At 72.3% G+C, this 16264-nt stretch carries 15 protein-coding genes; 7 read left to right on the top strand and 8 right to left on the bottom strand.

Going from position 1 to position 16264, the window contains the following annotated elements:
- Nucleotides 1-306: 306 nt before the first annotated feature.
- Complete coding sequence (locus NX801_RS06450; RefSeq protein ID WP_258786074.1) at nt 307-1044, top strand: GntR family transcriptional regulator; 738 nt, start codon at nt 307-309, stop codon at nt 1042-1044.
- A complete protein-coding gene (locus NX801_RS06445; RefSeq protein ID WP_258786073.1) occupies nt 1041-2342 on the top strand; it encodes an MFS transporter in 1302 nt (433 codons plus the stop codon). The genes NX801_RS06450 and NX801_RS06445 overlap by 4 nt, the downstream gene beginning before the upstream one ends.
- Nucleotides 2343-2550: 208 nt before the next feature.
- On the opposite strand, the gene NX801_RS06440 is transcribed toward NX801_RS06445, so the two are convergent.
- Nucleotides 2551-3375 carry a maleylpyruvate isomerase family mycothiol-dependent enzyme gene (locus NX801_RS06440; RefSeq protein WP_258786072.1) on the bottom strand — a complete coding sequence of 275 codons (825 nt, stop codon included), beginning with the start codon at nt 3373-3375 and terminating at the stop codon, nt 2551-2553.
- A 155-nt stretch (nt 3376-3530) separates the two neighbouring features.
- On the opposite strand from NX801_RS06440, the gene NX801_RS06435 reads away from it, so the two are divergent.
- Complete coding sequence (locus NX801_RS06435) at nt 3531-4331, top strand: carbon-nitrogen family hydrolase (RefSeq protein ID WP_258786071.1); 801 nt, start codon at nt 3531-3533, stop codon at nt 4329-4331.
- 111 nt (nt 4332-4442) lie between these two features.
- On the opposite strand, the gene NX801_RS06430 is transcribed toward NX801_RS06435, so the two are convergent.
- The 3 genes from NX801_RS06430 to NX801_RS06420 all read right to left on the bottom strand — a co-directional run bounded on the left by NX801_RS06430 (nt 4443) and on the right by NX801_RS06420 (nt 7834).
- Nucleotides 4443-5477: a LysR family transcriptional regulator gene (locus NX801_RS06430; protein WP_258786070.1), complete on the bottom strand. Its 1035-nt coding sequence runs from the start codon at nt 5475-5477 to the stop codon at nt 4443-4445.
- 265 nt (nt 5478-5742) lie between these two features.
- The gene (locus NX801_RS06425) at nt 5743-6525 is read right to left on the bottom strand and encodes a S1 family peptidase (protein ID WP_258786069.1); all 783 of its coding nucleotides are present in this window, start codon (nt 6523-6525) and stop codon (nt 5743-5745) included.
- A 529-nt stretch (nt 6526-7054) separates the two neighbouring features.
- Nucleotides 7055-7834: a helix-turn-helix domain-containing protein gene (locus tag NX801_RS06420; RefSeq protein ID WP_258786067.1), complete on the bottom strand. Its 780-nt coding sequence runs from the start codon at nt 7832-7834 to the stop codon at nt 7055-7057.
- A 337-nt stretch (nt 7835-8171) separates the two neighbouring features.
- Here NX801_RS06420 and NX801_RS06415 point away from each other — a divergent pair, with 337 nt between their 5' ends.
- The 3 genes from NX801_RS06415 to NX801_RS06405 all read left to right on the top strand — a co-directional run bounded on the left by NX801_RS06415 (nt 8172) and on the right by NX801_RS06405 (nt 11415).
- Entirely contained in the window at nt 8172-8630 is a 459-nt protein-coding gene (locus NX801_RS06415) for a glycine-rich domain-containing protein (protein WP_258786065.1), read from the top strand.
- A 92-nt stretch (nt 8631-8722) separates the two neighbouring features.
- Nucleotides 8723-9400, top strand: a complete 678-nt coding sequence (locus tag NX801_RS06410) for a class I SAM-dependent methyltransferase (RefSeq protein ID WP_428986075.1) — start codon at nt 8723-8725, stop codon at nt 9398-9400.
- Nucleotides 9401-9594: 194 nt separating this feature from the next.
- Nucleotides 9595-11415 (top strand): NHL domain-containing thioredoxin family protein, encoded by a 1821-nt coding sequence (locus NX801_RS06405; RefSeq protein ID WP_258786063.1) that lies wholly within the window; start codon nt 9595-9597, stop codon nt 11413-11415.
- Between the two features lie 121 nt (nt 11416-11536).
- Here NX801_RS06405 and NX801_RS06400 read toward each other — a convergent pair whose 3' ends face one another.
- The 3 genes from NX801_RS06400 to NX801_RS06390 form a co-directional block, all read right to left on the bottom strand.
- Nucleotides 11537-11767, bottom strand: coding sequence for a DUF6458 family protein (locus tag NX801_RS06400; protein WP_258786062.1), 231 nt, complete (start codon nt 11765-11767; stop codon nt 11537-11539).
- Nucleotides 11768-11887: 120 nt separating this feature from the next.
- Nucleotides 11888-12229 carry a DUF5713 family protein gene (locus NX801_RS06395; RefSeq protein WP_258786061.1) on the bottom strand — a complete coding sequence of 114 codons (342 nt, stop codon included), beginning with the start codon at nt 12227-12229 and terminating at the stop codon, nt 11888-11890.
- Nucleotides 12230-12435: 206 nt separating this feature from the next.
- Nucleotides 12436-13728, bottom strand: coding sequence for a M18 family aminopeptidase (locus NX801_RS06390; protein WP_258786060.1), 1293 nt, complete (start codon nt 13726-13728; stop codon nt 12436-12438).
- A 343-nt stretch (nt 13729-14071) separates the two neighbouring features.
- Here NX801_RS06390 and NX801_RS06385 point away from each other — a divergent pair, with 343 nt between their 5' ends.
- On the top strand, nt 14072-14374 hold the full coding sequence (locus NX801_RS06385; protein WP_258786059.1) for a hypothetical protein: 303 nt from the start codon (nt 14072-14074) through the stop codon (nt 14372-14374).
- A gap of 55 nt (nt 14375-14429) precedes the next feature.
- Here NX801_RS06385 and NX801_RS06380 read toward each other — a convergent pair whose 3' ends face one another.
- On the bottom strand, nt 14430-16256 hold the full coding sequence (locus NX801_RS06380; protein ID WP_258786128.1) for an acyl-CoA dehydrogenase: 1827 nt from the start codon (nt 16254-16256) through the stop codon (nt 14430-14432).
- Between the last annotated feature and the right edge of the window lie 8 nt (nt 16257-16264).

Genomic DNA, 16264 nt, shown 5'->3' with positions numbered 1-16264 from the left:
AACCCGGCCGGAGGCCCCGTACCGCACGCGACGCCGAAGGCCCGTACCGCACCGCCGGAGAGAGGCCGGGAGGCCCGGGGGCCCGTACCGCACGGCGGCCAGGGGCGATCGGACAGCCGCACGGACGGCCCGTGCCGTCGGACAGCCGGACCGACGGCGTGGGCCGTCGGACAGCCGCACGGACGGCACGGGACGGACGGCGCGGGCCGTACCGCGCAAGGGCCACCGGTCCCGAAGGGCCCCGGAGAGTGTCCGCATCCCGGACGCCCCTCTTGGATGGCCGCTACTTGTATCTATCCTGTACGCATGTCCACGCTCGCCACCTCCCCCACCGCTGCCACGGCCGCCACGCCCGACGCCCCGGCCGGCCCGCCCGCCGGCACCCGCGCCGCCGGCAAGCGGCCGCCCGCCGCCGACCGCGTCTACAGCCACATCAAGCAGGCCGTGCTCGACCGCCGCTACGAGGGCGGGACCCTGCTCACCGAGGGCGAGCTGGCGGAGGCGGTGGGCGTCTCCCGGACCCCGGTGCGGGAGGCGCTGCTCAAGCTGGAGATGGAGGGTCTGCTCAAGCTGTACCCGAAGAAGGGCGCCCTGGTCCTCGCCGTCTCCGCCCAGGAGATCGCGGACGTGGTGGAGACCCGGCTGCTGGTCGAGCGGTTCGCCGTCCACAAGGCCGTCCAGGACTCCGCCCCCGCCCCCGAGCGGCTGCTGTCCCGGCTGGCGGAGCTGCTGGACGAGCAGCGGCGGCACGCCGAGGCGGGCGACCTGGCGGCCGTCTCGCTCGCCGACCGCAGCTTCCACGCCGAGATCGTGGCGCACGCCGGCAACCAGATCCTCGCCCGCCTCTACGACCAGCTCCGCGACCGCCAGCTCCGGATGGGCGTCGCGGTGATGGAGGCGCACCCCGACCGGATCGCCAAGAACATCACGGAGCACGCCGAGATCCTCGCCGCGCTGCGCGCCGGGGACGCCGACGCCGCCGCCGACTGCGTCCACCGGCACGTCAGCCGGGTCCGGGACCTGGTGCGAGGGGAGGAGCGGTGAGCAGCTCCGCCGTCCGGCTGCCCGGTGACCCGCCCGGCGGGCGCCGCGCCGTCGCCGTCTGGTCCGTGGGCGTCGCCGTCTACTTCGTCGCCGTCATCTTCCGTACGTCCCTGGGGGTGGCGGGTCTCGACGCCGCCGACCGCTTCGGGGTGAACGCCTCCGCGCTCTCCACCTTCTCCATACTCCAGCTGCTGGTCTACGCGGGCATGCAGATACCCGTCGGCCTGATGGTGGACCGGCTGGGCACCAAGAAGGTGCTGCTGCTGGGCGCGGCCCTCTTCACCCTCGGCCAGCTGGGCTTCGCGCTCTCCCCCTCGTACGCCACCGCGCTCGCCTCCCGCGCCCTGCTGGGCTGCGGCGACGCGCTGACGTTCATCTCGGTGCTGCGGCTCGGCAGCCGCTGGTTCCCGGCCCGGCGCGGGCCGATGATCGCCCAGGTCGCCGCGCTCATCGGAATGGCGGGCAATCTGATCTCCACCCTGGTCATCGCCCGCGCCCTGCACGGCATCGGCTGGACGGTCACCTTCGCGGGCAGCTCGGCCGCCGGGCTGGTGGTGCTGCTGCTGACCCTGCTCTTCCTCCGTGACCACCCCGAGGGGTACGAGCCGCCCCCGCCCGCCCAGACCGGCCCCGGGTTCGTCCGGCGGCAGATCGCCCAGTCGTGGCGGGAGCCCGGCACCCGGCTCGGGATGTGGGTGCACTTCACCACCCAGTTCCCGGCCATGGTCTTCCTGCTGCTCTGGGGGCTGCCGTACCTGGTCGAGGCGCAGGGGCTGAGCCGGGAGACGGCCGGCGGGCTGCTGACCCTGGTGGTGCTCTCCAACATGGCCGTCGGTCTCGCGTACGGCCAGATCATCGCCCGGCACCACGCCGCCCGCGCCCCGCTGGCGGTGGGCACCGTCCTCGCCACGGCGACCCTCTGGGCGGTGACCCTCTACTGGCCGGGCGACCACGCCCCGGCGGCGCTGCTGGTCGTGCTCTGTCTGGTGCTCGGCGCCTGCGGCCCGGCGTCCATGATCGGCTTCGACTTCGCCCGGCCGGCCAACCCGGCGGAGCGTCAAGGCACCGCGTCCGGCATCGTCAATATGGGCGGTTTCATCGCCTCCATGACGACCCTGCTGGCGATCGGGGTGCTGCTGGACGCCACCGGCGACGACTACCGGGTCGCGCTCTCGTCCGTCTTCGTCCTCCAGGCGCTCGGCCTCACCCAGATCCTGCGGCTGCGGGCCCGTACCGCCCGGCGCGAGCGGGAGCGGCTGGTCGCCAGCCGGGTGGAGGCGGTCCACGTACCCGCCTGAGCGGCACGTACGGCTCCCCCGGAGGCCCGGGTACGGCTCTCCGGGAGTCAGGCAACCGGTGCCGGGGCGGCAGGCGGGGCGGCAGGGGCCCGGACCGGCAGGGGCCCGGACCGGCAGGGGGGCAGGGCGGGCAGGGGGCCGAACCGGCAAGGGGCCGGAGCGGCGGGGAGTCAGGCAACCGGTGTCAGTACGGCGGGGGGGCAGGGCGTCAGGGCGTCACCGCGAGCGAGGCGAGGATCGCCGCCGCCAGCTCCTCGTCGCCGTCGGTCTTGACCCGGTCCGCCACCGCGGCGGGCCGGACCCGGCCGCAGGACAGCCGCACGAAGGTCTCCCAGTCCATGGCGAGCGTCGCCGCCGGGCCCAGCGAGGGGGTGCCGTCGACGGTGCCGCGCCCGTCGGCGTCCACCCGGACCGTCCGCAGGAACTCCACCGGGCCGTGCACGTCGAGCACCACCGCCGAGCCGGGCGGCGCGCCCGCGTCCCGGGCGACCACCTTCGGCAGGGTCAGCAGCAGGGTGTCCCGGACGACATGGGCGCCCGGCGAGTCCAGGTTGCCCGGGACGCCCAGCGCGGTCCGCAGGTCCTGCTCGTGCACCCAGACGTCGAACGCCCGCATCCGGTACGCCAGTTCCAGCGACTGCTCGGCGCCCAGCGGGGCGCGTACCAGGGTGTCGGGGGCACGGTTCTCGGTGCGCAGCTTCCGGGCCCGGCGGATGAGCACATACTCCAGCTCGGCCGTCATCTCGGGCCCGGTGTGGTGCCGCCGCACATCCACCGGCACCTCCATGTAGCGGGCGAAGTCCCCGCGTACGTGGTAGAGATCGCGCGGCAGCGAGTGGATCGGGCGCGGGTCCCCCAGCATCTCGCACTCCATGCCGATCACATGGGAGACGATGTCCCGGACCGACCAGCCCGGGCAGGGGGTGGCGCGGTTCCACTCCCCCTCCACAAGTGGCTGGACCAGCTCGGCTATCGCCTCGATCGAGTGGGTCCAGGCGTCGGCGTAGGTCTGGAGACTGGGGTGGACGGTCACGGGTCCCCTCGGCGGACTGTCGGAGGCAGCGGGCGTGGTCATGGCCGTGGCGCGGCCGCACAGCTAAATTACGCTGCCCTTGAGCACCCCGGCAGTGCTTTCGTGTGACGATCGTAGGCCCGTATCGACGGCATCCGTGCCAGGACGGTGGTAGTGTGCGCGTCTCTCTGCTCCAGATCGCTGTAGACCAGGATGAACCGGTCGCCGCCCGGCGGGCCCGGGTGGCCACGCTGGTACGCGCCCGGCGCGGGGTGGCGGACCTGGTGGTTCTCCCCGAGCTCTGGCCCGTCGGAGCCTTCGCCTACGACCTGTTCGAGCCGGAGGCGGAACCGGCCGAGGGGCCGACGTACCGGGCGATGAGCGAGGCGGCGGCGGACGCGGGCGTCTGGCTGCACGCGGGCTCGGTGGTGGAGCGCGCCCCGGACGGCCGGCTCTACAACACGGCCCTGGTCTTCGGGCCGTCGGGCGAACCGGTCGCCCGCTACCGCAAGATCCACCGCTTCGGCTTCGACAAGGGCGAGGCGGTCATGATGGCCCCGGGCGACGAGCTGGTCACCGCCCCGGTGCCGGACCTCCCGCTGGGCCTGGCCACCTGCTACGACCTCCGCTTCCCGGAGCTGTTCCGGGGGCTGGTGGACGCCGGGGCGCTGGGCTTCGTGGTCTCGGCCGGCTGGCCCGCCCGCCGCCGCGAGCACTGGACGCTGCTCAGCCGGGCGCGGGCGGTGGAGAACCAGGCGTACGTTCTGGCCTGCGGCACCGCTGGCGGCCACGCCGGTGTGGAGCAGGCCGGGCACAGCCTGGTGGTGGACCCCTGGGGCGAGGTGCTGGCCGAGGCGGGGACGGGCGAGGAGATCCTGACCGTCACCCTGGACCCGGCCCGGGTGGCCGAGACCCGCGAGCAGTTCCCGGCCCTCAAGGACCGCCTCCTCGGCACTCCCCCGCCGCCGGGACGGTGAACCTCCGAGCCGGGCCCGGGGGTCGTCCCCCCGGCGGCCGGCCGTCGTTCACCGCTCACCGGGACGGCTGACGGTCACCGGGGCCCCCGGCGGCCGGCCGTCGTTCACCGCTCACCGGGACGGCTGCCGGCCCGCGCTCAGGCAGCGGGCCCGGAAGGCGTCCTCGGCCAGCCGGGTCAGCAGCGGCCGGGCGGGCGCCAGTGGGGAGTCCCGGTGGACCACCAGCACATGGCGGGCGCGCATCGGGTCGCCGGTCAGCCGCCGCAGCGCCACGCCCTCGCGGGGCCGGGCCGAGCCCTGGGCGACGGTGATCCCCATACCCTGGGCGATCAGATCGCAGAGCAGGCCGACGTCCTGGAGCCGGTGCGGTGAGACGCGCGGGACGAAACCGGCCGCCGCGCACGCGTCCACCAGCGCCCCGTAGTCGTCGCACCCGGGGTCGTCGGGCGGCAACAGCCAGGTCTCCCCGGCGAGTTCCGCGAGCTCGACACATCCGGTGCGGTCGGCACGTTCCCCGCCTTCAGTACGGTCGATACGGTCGGCGCCGTCGATGCCGTCAGCGCCGTCGATACGGTCGGCGCCACCGGTACGGTCGGCGCTCTCCGGGCCGGCCAGCCGGTGTCCGGCGGGCAGCATCACGGCCACCGGCTCCACCCCGATGACATCGAGGTACACCCCGTCCGGCGGTACCGCGCCGAAGCCGTCCATGTCGACCAGACAGACCGCGTCCACCGAGCGGTCGGCCGCCGCCGCCAGCGCCTCACCGGTGGAGGAGAACTGGGTGAAGTGCACGGGATTGCTCAGCGCCCCGGGCAGATGCAGCGTGAGCTGGCCGAGCAGCGGCCCCGGGGTGCCGCCGAAGGTGACCGGCTCATGGCCGGTGCCGGGGCTGGAACGGCAGTTGCGGATCCGTTCGGCGCTGGCCACCGCGTCCCGCGCGTGGGCGAGCACCAGCTCGCCGGTGCGGGTGGGCACCACTCCGCGCGCGGTGCGTTCGAAGAGGGGCCGGCCGAAGGACGCCTCGATGCGCCGGAGCTGGGTGGACATCGCGGGCTGGGACAGCATCAGGGCGGCGGCGGCCCGGCTCAGGCTGCCTGCTTCGGCGATCGCCAGCAGAATGCGGAGGTGCCGCAGTTCCAGCTCCATGACTGGCCGAGAGTAGCCCTCCCGCGCCTGGCATGTCCATGGATTGCAGGGTCTGCATGGTTCACATGGTCCGCACGCCAGTGCGCGGGAGGGCCGGTCACGGAGGGGCCGAGGCGTCGCGGCTCATCGGCCCGCCCGGAGTCCGTGTTCCCGGTCCGCCCGGGGCCGGATTCCCGGTCCGCCCGGGGCTGTGTTCCCGGTCCGCCCGGAGTCGGGGCCCCGGCCCGCCCTGGTCCGGGACGGGCCGGGGCCGGCGCCACAGGGCCTACAGCGCCCCGGTGTACTGCTGGATCCAGGAACGCCAGGCCGCCACATCGGTGTAGATCGCGTTTCCGGTCCCGCAGGTGGAGTTGCCGTCGCCGGAGCGGCTGGTGGCCCCGGCCAGTTCGAGCCGGCCGTTCCGGTTGACCAGGGCCGGGCCGCCGGAGTCGCCGTAGCAGGCGGTGTTGGAAGTGGTGCCGGAGACGCACAGCTCCCGGCTGTTGACCATGCCGGAGCAGGAGGAGTCCCGCAGGATCTTGGTGTCGAGCTGCTTGAGGTAGCGGGGGGCGCCGGTGGAGCAGCCGGCCTGCGGGCAGGTCTGTCCCCAGCCGAGCAGCCGGGTGGCCGAGTTGTCCGCCGGGGTGGCCGAGGTGACCGGCACCGGGGTGTTGGAGACCTGGCCGCTCAGCCGGAGCAGGGCGATGTCCTGGCCGGTGGTGCTGGAACTGCTGGAGGGCCGGACGATCTGGCTCACTCCGGCCAGGGTGCCGCCGCTGAGGTGGTCGTTGGAGCCGATCCGTACCCGCATCGCCGAGGCCGGCAGGGCGCCGCCCTGGCCGTACGTACAGTGCAGCGCGGTCACCATCCACTGCGGGCTGACCAGCGAAGCCCCGCAGTAGTGACCGCCGTTGACCTGGATCGAGCCCATGAAGGAGTACGTGGAGGTGGCCTGGCCGCCACCGACGATGGGGGCCGGCGCGGCGGTGGCGGTGGAGCCGAAGGCGGGCGCGGCGATCGCCAGGCCGAGGGCGAGCCCGGAGGCGAGCAGCGGTCTGGTCAGACGCATGGGGGATTCCCTTCAGTGGTGCCGCGCGCCCGGCAGACGTCGGGGAGGCCGGGCGCGGTGGGGGGTGAGGGGGCAGGCGCGCGAGAGCCCGGGCAGCCGTGCACGGCCGCGGACAGCCAGGGACACCTCTTGAGCGGCGGCGCGAAACAGGGGCGCCGTGGAGGAACACGGGGTGTGCGGGTGTGGGGGATCGGAGGGGTGGGGGGAATCGGGGGGGGTGAGGGTGGGGGGGACGGCAGGGTGGGGGGTGGGGCCGCCGGCCGGCACGGCCCCCCGACGGCCGGATCCCCTGCGTCCGCTGCCGGGGCGGCCGTGCGACGGCGGCCGGGACGAGTCACACCCGCGGCCACTTGCTGTTCGTGACCCGTCAACCTGCCGTCGACAGGAGTATGGGACGGTTCCCCGCCCGCCCACCAATGTCAGCCACCCATAACACCGGCCTTAGCCCCGGGCGACTCAGGTCCGGACCAATCGTCCCCGGTCGGGGCCAGGCACTTGCTCGGGGCCGCCTCTCGGCTTGCCTGACGCATCACTCCGGCGGCTGGCTGTACCTCTCCAGCGTCGCCTTGCTCGTGGACCGGTCCACCAGCCGCAGTTCCCAGGGGCCGGTATTCACGTCGAAGTCCTTGCCGAAGCCGACCCACTTTCCGGCCATGCGCCGTCCGGTCGGCTCGACCAGGAGTTGGATGGCCCCGTGGTAGCGGGCCCCGTTGTAGTAGCCGTCTGCGGCAGTCTGCTCGACCCACGTACCCGTGACCACGTTGCGATCGACAGTGAGATCCAGCGTGAGCGGGCTGTCCGGGTTGCTGCTCGCCCCGGGCAGACTCTGAACGGTCAGCCGGTTCCCGTGCTGGACGATCACTACGTAGTGCTTGCCCTCGTACGAGTCGCCCCGGCTCGAAGAGAAGAACTCGTAGCGGCTGAGCCACACCCCCGAAAACGTCTCCTCACTCCCCTGTGCGGCGGGCTGCGCGCCTACAGCGGCAGATGCGAAACCGGTTGTAGCGGTTTCCATGTCATGTCCTCCCTTCCCGTCTGCGTGGACTCGTGCCGTCGGCACCGGCAGGGCGAACCCCAGTGCCTCGACCGGACGGCCGGTGACTCGTTCTAAGGCCCTGGCGTACACGCCCCGAGGCGTCTTGCTCGTGCCGGACTCCCAGCGCTGCACCAGCCGCTTGGAAGCCTCGTTCGGCTCCCCCAGTTCCACACCTGCCCGGCGGAGCGCCCTGGCGAAGTCGTCTTGGCTCAAGCGCAGGCCGATACGCACGGCCCGCAGCACATCGTTCGGCACCACGGCGGTCGTCGTCATGACGTCAAAGCTAGACCGAACAGCCATGCAATGACACCGGTTTGACGCCCTGGAGGGCGTCATTGACACCCCACTGAGTGACGCCCAGGCGACGCCCGAAGTGTCGTCGTTCGGACCGACCGGCGGCGGGAACATCGCTTCACCAACCGGACCGGGTAAGCGGAAGGCCAACGATGACCATGACCGTGCGGGTGTCTCGCTACTCCGGCCAGACGTTCGGCTCTGAGGTGATCTACCCCAGCAGCAGCGCTGAGAAGCCGTTGACCCCCATGGCCTCCGCCGCCTGGCCCCCCTGCAAGTGCCCCCGATGTTCCTCACAGACCAGGAAGGCACAGACGTGACGATCACCGACCCGACGAAGACCGTGTACGACCTCATCACTCCGGGACTGAGGGCCGACCTCATCACCATGGTCCGCGAGGACTCCTGGCCGGAGATGACCGACAACCAGGGCGAGCGCGGTGTCAACCAGGTGGCGGCCTTCCTCGCCGTCGCCGCGAACACCACGGAGAGGGCCACGCCCAGCCTTCGCGTGGACCTCTTCTGGCACGCGCTCCTGCTCCACACCAAGCACTACGCCGAGTTCTGCGACGCGCTCGGCGGCGGGTTCATCCACCACGTCCCCGACCGCGACAGCGGCCACAACCCGGCCGAGGGCCGGGCCGCGATGCGTCGGACGGCCGAGATGATCCGATCGGCCGGCTTCGACGTGGACCCGGAGTTCTGGCCGATCGACGGCGTGGCCGACTGCACCCAGAGCTACGCGGGCTGCTCCGACAGCCCCGTCGCCAAGTAGCTCCGACTCAAGCGGAGCGACTGACCCACGGGAGCTTCAGCCGCCCGGTATCGTGCCGGGCGGCTGTCGCCGTGAACGAGAACGGACAGGTAGTGACTGACGCTCGCAGCACCGCATGGGACACCTACTCGCAGAGCAAGCCCCAGCGGCGGAAGGCCAACGCCAAGGGCGAGACCACATGGTTCAACTGGACCCAGTACCCGGACCACGGCCCCAGGGCCGACGTGCTCAACCTCAACCCGGAAGACCGCGTGCTCGATCTCGGGTGCGGGTCTGGAGGGAACGCCGCTCACCTCGCAACGCTCGGCATGAAGTCCGTCGGGATCGACCTCTCCGCCAAGCAGCTCGACAAGGCACGCGAGCGGTGGCCGGGCGTGGACGGGATGGAACTCCACCAGGCCGACGCCCTCACCTACCTCGGAGACACGTTCACGATCTTCGATGCGGTCTACAGCGTGTTCGGCGCTACCTGGTTCACCGATCCCGGTCTGCTGCTGCCGATGGTTCACGCGAGCCTCAAGCCGGGTGGCGTGTTCGCCTTCTCCCAGCGGCCCCCGGTGGAAGGGTGCTACGGCTGCCAAGCGTCGTACATCCCGCGCGGGCCCGAAGAAGACCCCGCTGTCGTCAAGCGGTGGGACTACGAACCCGATGTGTGGGCGCTGATCCTCCAGGAACACGGCTTCGTGGACGTATCAGCGTCCGTGCTTGCCCCACCCCCCGGTAGTCGGCGCACCGGAACCCTGTTCGTCCGGGGCCTCCAAGGAGGCTAGTCCGTGGTGGAGCGGATCCCGTAGCTGCGCAGGACAACGGCGTCGTACGGCCGTGATCCGGTGTTCATGGGCCAATGGCAAGCTTGAAGCATGAACGAGGCCGCGCGGGACCTCTCCGCCGAACCGGAACCACTCCCTCCGGCCCCGGATCATGGCGGGAATGCGCACCTGCCCCCATGAGGTTGGATGGAGGCATGGCTACACGTGCGCGCGTCCGGGCCCCCGAACTGATCGGCAAGGGCGGCTGGCTCAATACCGGCGGTAAGCAGTACACCCTCGCCGACCTGCGGGGACGTATCGTCATCCTCGACTTCTGGACCTTCTGCTGCATCAACTGTCTGCATGTCCTGGACGAGCTGCGGGAGCTGGAGGAGAAGCACCGGGACACCGTGGTGATCATCGGCGTCCACTCGCCGAAGTTCGTGCACGAGGCCGAGCACCAGGCCGTGGTGGACGCCGTCGAGCGGTACGGGGTGCACCACCCGGTGCTGGACGACCCCGAGCTGGCCACCTGGAAGCAGTACGCCGTCCGCGCCTGGCCGACGCTGGTCGTGATCGACCCCGAGGGGTATGTGGTCGCCCAGCACGCGGGCGAGGGCCATGCCACCGCCATCGAGCGGCTGGTCGAGGAGCTGGAGACCGAGCACGCCGCCAAGGGCACCCTGCGGCGCGGCGACGGGCCGTACGTCCCGCCCGAGCCGGTCGCCACCCACCTCCGCTTCCCCGGCAAGGCGCTGCTGCTGGCCGACGGCCGGTTCCTGGTCTCCGACACCACCCGCCACCAGCTGGTCGAGCTGGAACCGGACGGCGAGACCGTGGTCCGCCGGTACGGCTCCGGGGAGCGCGGCCTCACCGACGGCGGGCCCGGCGAGGCGTCCTTCAACGAGCCGCAGGGCCTCACCGCGCTGCCGGACGGCCGGGTCGTGGTGGCGGACACCGTCAACCACGCCCTGCGGGTGCTGGACCCCGGCACCGGGGTGACCAGCACGGTCGCCGGGACCGGCGCCCAGTGGTGGCAGGGTTCACCGACCTCGGGCCCGGCCCGCGAGGTGGCGCTCTCCTCGCCGTGGGACGTGGCCTGGTGGCGGGGCGAGGTCTGGATCGCCATGGCCGGTGTCCACCAGCTCTGGGCGTACGACCCCGAGTCCGGCACCGTCCGGGTGGCGGCGGGCACCACCAACGAGGGCCTGGTCGACGGGCCCGGCGAGGAGGCGTGGTTCGCCCAGCCCTCCGGGCTCGCCACGGCCGGCGAGGACCGGCTCTGGGTGGCCGACTCCGAGAACAGCGCGCTGCGGTACGTGGACGGTGAGGGTGCCGTGCACACCGCCGTCGGCAGCGGTCTCTTCGACTTCGGCCACCGGGACGGCGCGGCCGGGCAGGCCCTCCTCCAGCACCCGCTGGGCGTGACGGCCCTCCCGGACGGCTCGGTGGCGGTCGCGGACACCTACAACCATGCCCTGCGCCGCTACGACCCGGCGAGCGACGAGGTCACCACCCTCGCCACCGACCTCCGGGAGCCCAGTGACGCCGTGCTGCTGGGCGAGGACATCGTGGTCGTGGAGTCCGCCCGGCACCGGCTGACCCGGCTCCGGCTGCCCGAGGAGGCGGTCCGGGTGGAGGCGGTCGCCCACCGCACCCGGCGCCAGGCCACCGAGGTCGCCCCGGGCGCCCTCCGGCTGGAGGTGATCTTCCGCGCCCCGGCCGGCCAGAAGCTGGACGAGCGGTACGGCCCCTCCACTCGGCTGCTGGTCTCGGCCACCCCGCCGGAGCTGCTCGCCGCCGGCGAGGGCACCGAGACGGACCTCTCCCGCGAGCTGACGCTGAACCCGGCGGTTCCCGAGGGCGTGCTGCACGTCTCGGCGATGGCCGCCTCCTGCGACGACGACCCGGCCAACGAGTACCCCGCCTGCCATGTGCACCAGCAGGACTGGGGCGTCCCGGTGAAGCTCACCGAGGGCGCCACCGCCCGTCTCCCGCTGATCCTCGCGGGCCTGGACACGGACACCGAAGGGTAGCCCCGCGCCCCGGGCATGGTCCCGGGGCGCGGAGGCACGGCCGCCCCGGACCCGGGGCACACATCGGGACCCGGGAGGTCGGTCCCGGGCGGCCCGGACCCGTACCGCGCGGCCGTTCGACTCAGTAGCGGCGGTCGGCGGTCGGGTCGGTGTCGACCACGGTCGGCGCCACCGGCGGGACGACCGCGCGCCGCCGCCGGGCGATGCTGGTGAACACGGTGACGCCGATGATGCCGACGGCCATCAGGATCACCCCGACCACCGTGAGGTTGACCCCCTCGGCGTGCCAGTCGGTCGCGAAGGTGAGGATCGCTCCGACCGCGATGAGGATGATGCAGCCACCCAGGCCCATGATTCCCGCCTCCTCGTAAGCTGAGGGGGATCGGGTACCCCGTACCGCGCGCCCTATGAGCCGTCAACCGACACTGTTCGTACGGCCGTTCGCGAAACCGTCGGCAGACCTGCCCCCGGCTCACCACTCGCGTGCGGCGACCAGCTCCTCCACGTCCGCGTCCGCGAACCCGTACGCCGAGGCCACGAACGCGAACTCCTCGGCTATCTCCTCGCGGGCGACCGTATCGATCATGCCGCCGGCCGCCTCGAACTCGGTTTCCAGCGCGTTGAATTCCTCGGTCGCCGTCCGCGTCAGCGCGTACAGCCCGGCCAGGTCGTCGGGCGGCTCCGCCTCGATCCACGCGCAGAGCCGCAGCAGGATCACCCGCGCCCGGTCGAGCACCTGGTCCGGGAAGTACGCGTCCGCGTACAGCCGGCGCAGAAAGGTGTGGCCCACCACCCGCTGGTTGGCGATCACCACGGCAAGTCCCCCGTTCTCCCGCTCCGTGCCGCCTCCCCACCCTTCGCAAGGCCCCCTGAGAACGCCTCAGGACTCCTTCGGAAAGCGACGGGACCGATACTGCACCACCCCACTGACAACGGCCCCGACCTGCGGAAACACCGCCGCCCGCCACCGGTGTGCGGCGGCGGGCGGAGACGGCCGGAGAGGTCCGGGCGGCCGGCGGGCTACCGCAGGAACGCCACCAGGGCGTTGGCCAGGTGGTGCGGGTCGTCCACGCCGCACAGCTCACGGGCGCTGTGCATGGACAGGATGGCCACCCCGATGTCCACGGTCCGGATGCCGTGCCGGGCGGCGGTGATGGGACCGATGGTCGTGCCGCACGGCATGTCGTTGTGGGAGACGAAGTTCTGCCAGGGCACGTCCGCCGTCTCGCAGGCCGCCGCGAACACGGCCCGGCCGCCGCCGTCGGTGGCGTACCGCTGATTGACGTTGACCTTCAGGATCGGGCCGCCGTTGACGCGCGGGTGGTGCGTCGGGTCGTGCCGCTCCGCGTAGTTGGGGTGCACGGCGTGACCGGTGTCGGAGGAGAGGCAGATCGTCCCGGCGAAGGCCCGGGCCCGGTCCTCGTAGCCGCCTCCGCGCGCGAAGACGGATCGTTCCAGCACCGTGCCGAGCAGCGGGCCCTGGGCGCCGGTGTCGGACTCGGAGCCGTTCTCCTCGTGGTCGAAGGCGGCCAGCACCGGGACGCACTCCAGGCCGTCGGCGGCCGAGACGGCGGCCAGCGCCGCGACACCCGCGTGCACCGACAGCAGGTTGTCCATGCGCGGACCGGCCAGCAGCTCGCGGTCCCGGCCCAGATACGCGGGCGCCTCCACGGAGTGGACCATCAGGTCCCAGCCGGCCACGTCCTCGGCGTCGAGCCCCGCCTCGTCGGCGACGAACCGGACCAGGTCGCCGTCGCGCACGTCCTCGCCCAGCCCCCAGATCGGCTGCATGTGCCGCTGGCGGTCCAGCTTCAGGCCCTCGTTGACCTGCCGGTCCAGGTGAATGGCGAGCTGTGGCACCCGCAGCAGCGGCCGGTCCACGTTCACCAGCCGGTGCGAGCCGTCCCGCAGCGTCAGCCGGCCGGCGAGCCCGAGGTCGCGGTCGAGCCAGGTGTTGAGCAGGGTGCCGCCGTACGTCTCCACGGCGACCTGCCGCCAGCCGTGCGCGCCGCTGTCGGGGCGGGGCTTGACCCGGAGGTTGGGCGAGTCGGTGTGGGCGCCGACGATCCGGAATGGGGTGTGCGCGGCGGCGCCCTCGGGGACGTACCAGGCGATCAGGGCGCCGCCCCGGATCACGAACTTGCCGCCGCTGGTGCCGTCCCAGGCGTCGGTTTCGGAGAGCTGCCGGAAACCGGCCTTCTCCAGCCGCTCCGCCGCGTTCGCCACGGCGTGGTACGGCGACGGGGAGGCCGCCAGGAAGGTCATCAGGTCGTCGGTGTGGCCGCGGTCGAAGCGGGCGATCGAGCTGGTCATGCGGCCCACTGTACGGGCGGGGCCGCCCGGCTCCGGAGGGCGTTGTCAGTGGTGGCTGCGACGATGCGGAAGCAGTGGTGGTGCCCTGTCGCCACGGCCGCCGAGGGACCGGAAGACCCGCGGTACCGGAAGACCTGGGGGACGGAAAGAGACGCCTTACGCGGACGACCGGTGATCACCGGCGATCACTGGGACCACCAGAACCACGGAGATCACGGAGATCACGGGCATCCGCTCACGACTCCACAGCTCCATGGCTCCACAACTCCATGGGCTCACGACTCGGCGAGCTCATGAGCCCACAAGTCCACGAGTCCACGAGTCCACGACCGGAGGTGCCCTGATGACCACGACGGCGACCGCGGTGGTGCCCGCCGCCCCCGCGACCCTGTCCGCCCCCGCGCCCGGCCGTGTCCCCTGCGCGGCCTGCGCGGCGCCGGACGCCCGGTGGAGCGCCGCGCTGGGCCTGCCGCTCTGCGCGGGCTGCGCCCGGGCGGCGACCGACACGACGGATCGCGAGCCGGTGCTGCTGGGCGATCTGCTGCCGGTGACGGCCGCGTGCCTGCGGATACCGCCACCACGACGGACGGCCCGCCCCCGCGCGCTCGGTGAGCGGCGGGAGCGGGCCGTGGGCCGCCCGGTGTGACCGGGCCGGCTCCGGGAGCCGGGCGGCGGTCAGGCGGCCCGAGCGGCACCGAGGGTCAGAACGACGCCTCGTCCAGCTCCATCAGCGAGCCGTCGACCGACTCGGCGAGGGCGCGCTCGGTCGAGACGGCCGGCAGCATGTTGGCGGCGAAGAACTTCGCGGCCGCGATCTTGCCCTGGTAGAAGGCGCGGTCCTTGCCGGCGGCCGTCTCCAGCTTCTCGGCGGCCACGGCGGCGCCGCGCAGCAGCAGGTAGCCGACGACCACGTCACCGGAGGCCAGCAGGAGGCGGGTGGTGTTGAGGCCGACCTTGTAGATGTTCTTGACGTCCTCGCCGGTGGCCGTCAGGTCCGTCAGCATGGCGCCGACGATGCCCTCCAGGTCCACGGCCGCCTTGGCCAGCGCCTCGCGGGCGGGGGCCAGCTCCTCGCCGCCGGTGGCGAGCGCGAGGAACTTCTTGATCTCCTCGGCCAGCGCGTTGAGCGAGGCGCCCTGGTCGCGGACGATCTTCCGGAAGAAGAAGTCCTGGCCCTGGATGGCGGTGGTGCCCTCGTAGAGGGTGTCGATCTTGGCGTCCCGGATGTACTGCTCGATCGGGTACTCCTGGAGGTACCCGGAGCCGCCGAACGTCTGGAGCGACTGCGCCAGCTGCTCGTACGACTTCTCGGAGCCGTAGCCCTTCACGATCGGGAGCAGCAGGTCGTTGAGGCCGTGCAGCGCCTTGGCGTCCTCGCCCCCGGCCTCCTTGACGGCGATCTCGTCCTGGACGGCGGCGGTGTAGAGGACGAGGGCGCGCATGCCCTCGGCGTACGCCTTCTGCGTCATCAGCGAGCGGCGCACGTCCGGGTGGTGCGTGATGGTGACCTTGGGCGCGGTCTTGTCCATGAAGTTGGCCAGGTCGGCGCCCTGGACGCGCTCCTTGGCGTACTCCAGCGCGTTGAGGTAGCCGGTGGAGAGGGTGGCGATCGCCTTCGTGCCGACCATCATGCGGGCGAACTCGATGATCATGAACATCTGGCGGATGCCGTCGTGCTTGTCACCGATGAGCCAGCCCTTGGCGGGGTGCTGGTCGCCGAAGGTCATCTCGCAGGTGTTGGACGCCTTGAGGCCCATCTTGTGCTCGACGTTGGTGGCGTAGACGCCGTTGCGCTCGCCCAGCTCGCCGGTCTCCCAGTCGAAGTGGTACTTCGGGACCAGGAAGAGCGAGAGCCCCTTGGTGCCCGGACCGGCACCCTCGGGACGGGCCAGCACGTAGTGGAGGATGTTCTCCGACATGTCGTGCTCACCGGACGTGATGAACCGCTTCACGCCCTCGATGTGCCAGGAGCCGTCCTCCTGCTGGACCGCCTTGGTCCGGCCGGCGCCCACGTCCGAGCCCGCGTCCGGCTCGGTGAGCACCATGGTGGAGCCCCACTGCTTCTCGACCGCGATCTCCGCGATCTTCTTCTGGGTGTCGTTGCCCTCCTCGAAGAGGATGCCCGCGAAGGCGGGGCCCGAGGAGTACATCCAGAGCGCCGGGTTCGAGCCGAGGATCAGCTCCGCGTACGCCCAGATCAGCGAGCGCGGCGAGGTGGTGCCGCCGATCTCCTCCGGCAGCCCCAGCCGCCAGTACTCGGAGTCCATGTACGCCTGGTAGGAGCGCTTGAACGTCTCCGGGACCGGCGCGGTGTTGGTCTCCGGGTCGAAGACCGGCGGGTTGCGGTCGGCGTCCGCGAACGACTCGGCGAACTCGTTCTCCGCGAGGCGGCGCAGCTCGTCCAGGACGCTCTTGGCGGTCTCGACGTCCATCTCCTCGAACGGACCGGTGCCGTACACCTTGTCGCGCCCGAGCACCTCGAAGAGGTTGAACTCGATGTCGCGGAGATTCGACTTGTAGTGCCCCATGGCGAAAG

Source organism: Streptomyces pyxinae, assembly GCF_024756275.1.
Classification (GTDB): Bacteria; Actinomycetota; Actinomycetes; order Streptomycetales; family Streptomycetaceae; genus Streptomyces; species Streptomyces pyxinae.
The sequence above is the reverse complement of the archived record's forward strand: the minus strand, read 5'-3'. Positions and strand labels throughout refer to the sequence as shown.

What these genes read in the sequence shown, in the direction of transcription:
- NX801_RS06450 (WP_258786074.1), top strand. Translation starts at nt 307, where the DNA reads ATGTCCACGCTCGCCACCTCCCCCACCGCTGCCACGGCCGCCACGCCC.
- NX801_RS06430 (WP_258786070.1), bottom strand. Translation starts at nt 5,477, where the DNA reads ATGGAGCTGGAACTGCGGCACCTCCGCATTCTGCTGGCGATCGCCGAA.
- NX801_RS06425 (WP_258786069.1), bottom strand. Translation starts at nt 6,525, where the DNA reads ATGCGTCTGACCAGACCGCTGCTCGCCTCCGGGCTCGCCCTCGGCCTG.
- NX801_RS06420 (WP_258786067.1), bottom strand. Translation starts at nt 7,834, where the DNA reads ATGACGACGACCGCCGTGGTGCCGAACGATGTGCTGCGGGCCGTGCGT.
- NX801_RS06405 (WP_258786063.1), top strand. Translation starts at nt 9,595, where the DNA reads ATGGCTACACGTGCGCGCGTCCGGGCCCCCGAACTGATCGGCAAGGGC.
- NX801_RS06400 (WP_258786062.1), bottom strand. Translation starts at nt 11,767, where the DNA reads ATGGGCCTGGGTGGCTGCATCATCCTCATCGCGGTCGGAGCGATCCTC.
- NX801_RS06390 (WP_258786060.1), bottom strand. Translation starts at nt 13,728, where the DNA reads ATGACCAGCTCGATCGCCCGCTTCGACCGCGGCCACACCGACGACCTG.
- NX801_RS06385 (WP_258786059.1), top strand. Translation starts at nt 14,072, where the DNA reads ATGACCACGACGGCGACCGCGGTGGTGCCCGCCGCCCCCGCGACCCTG.
- NX801_RS06380 (WP_258786128.1), bottom strand. Translation starts at nt 16,256, where the DNA reads ATGGGGCACTACAAGTCGAATCTCCGCGACATCGAGTTCAACCTCTTC.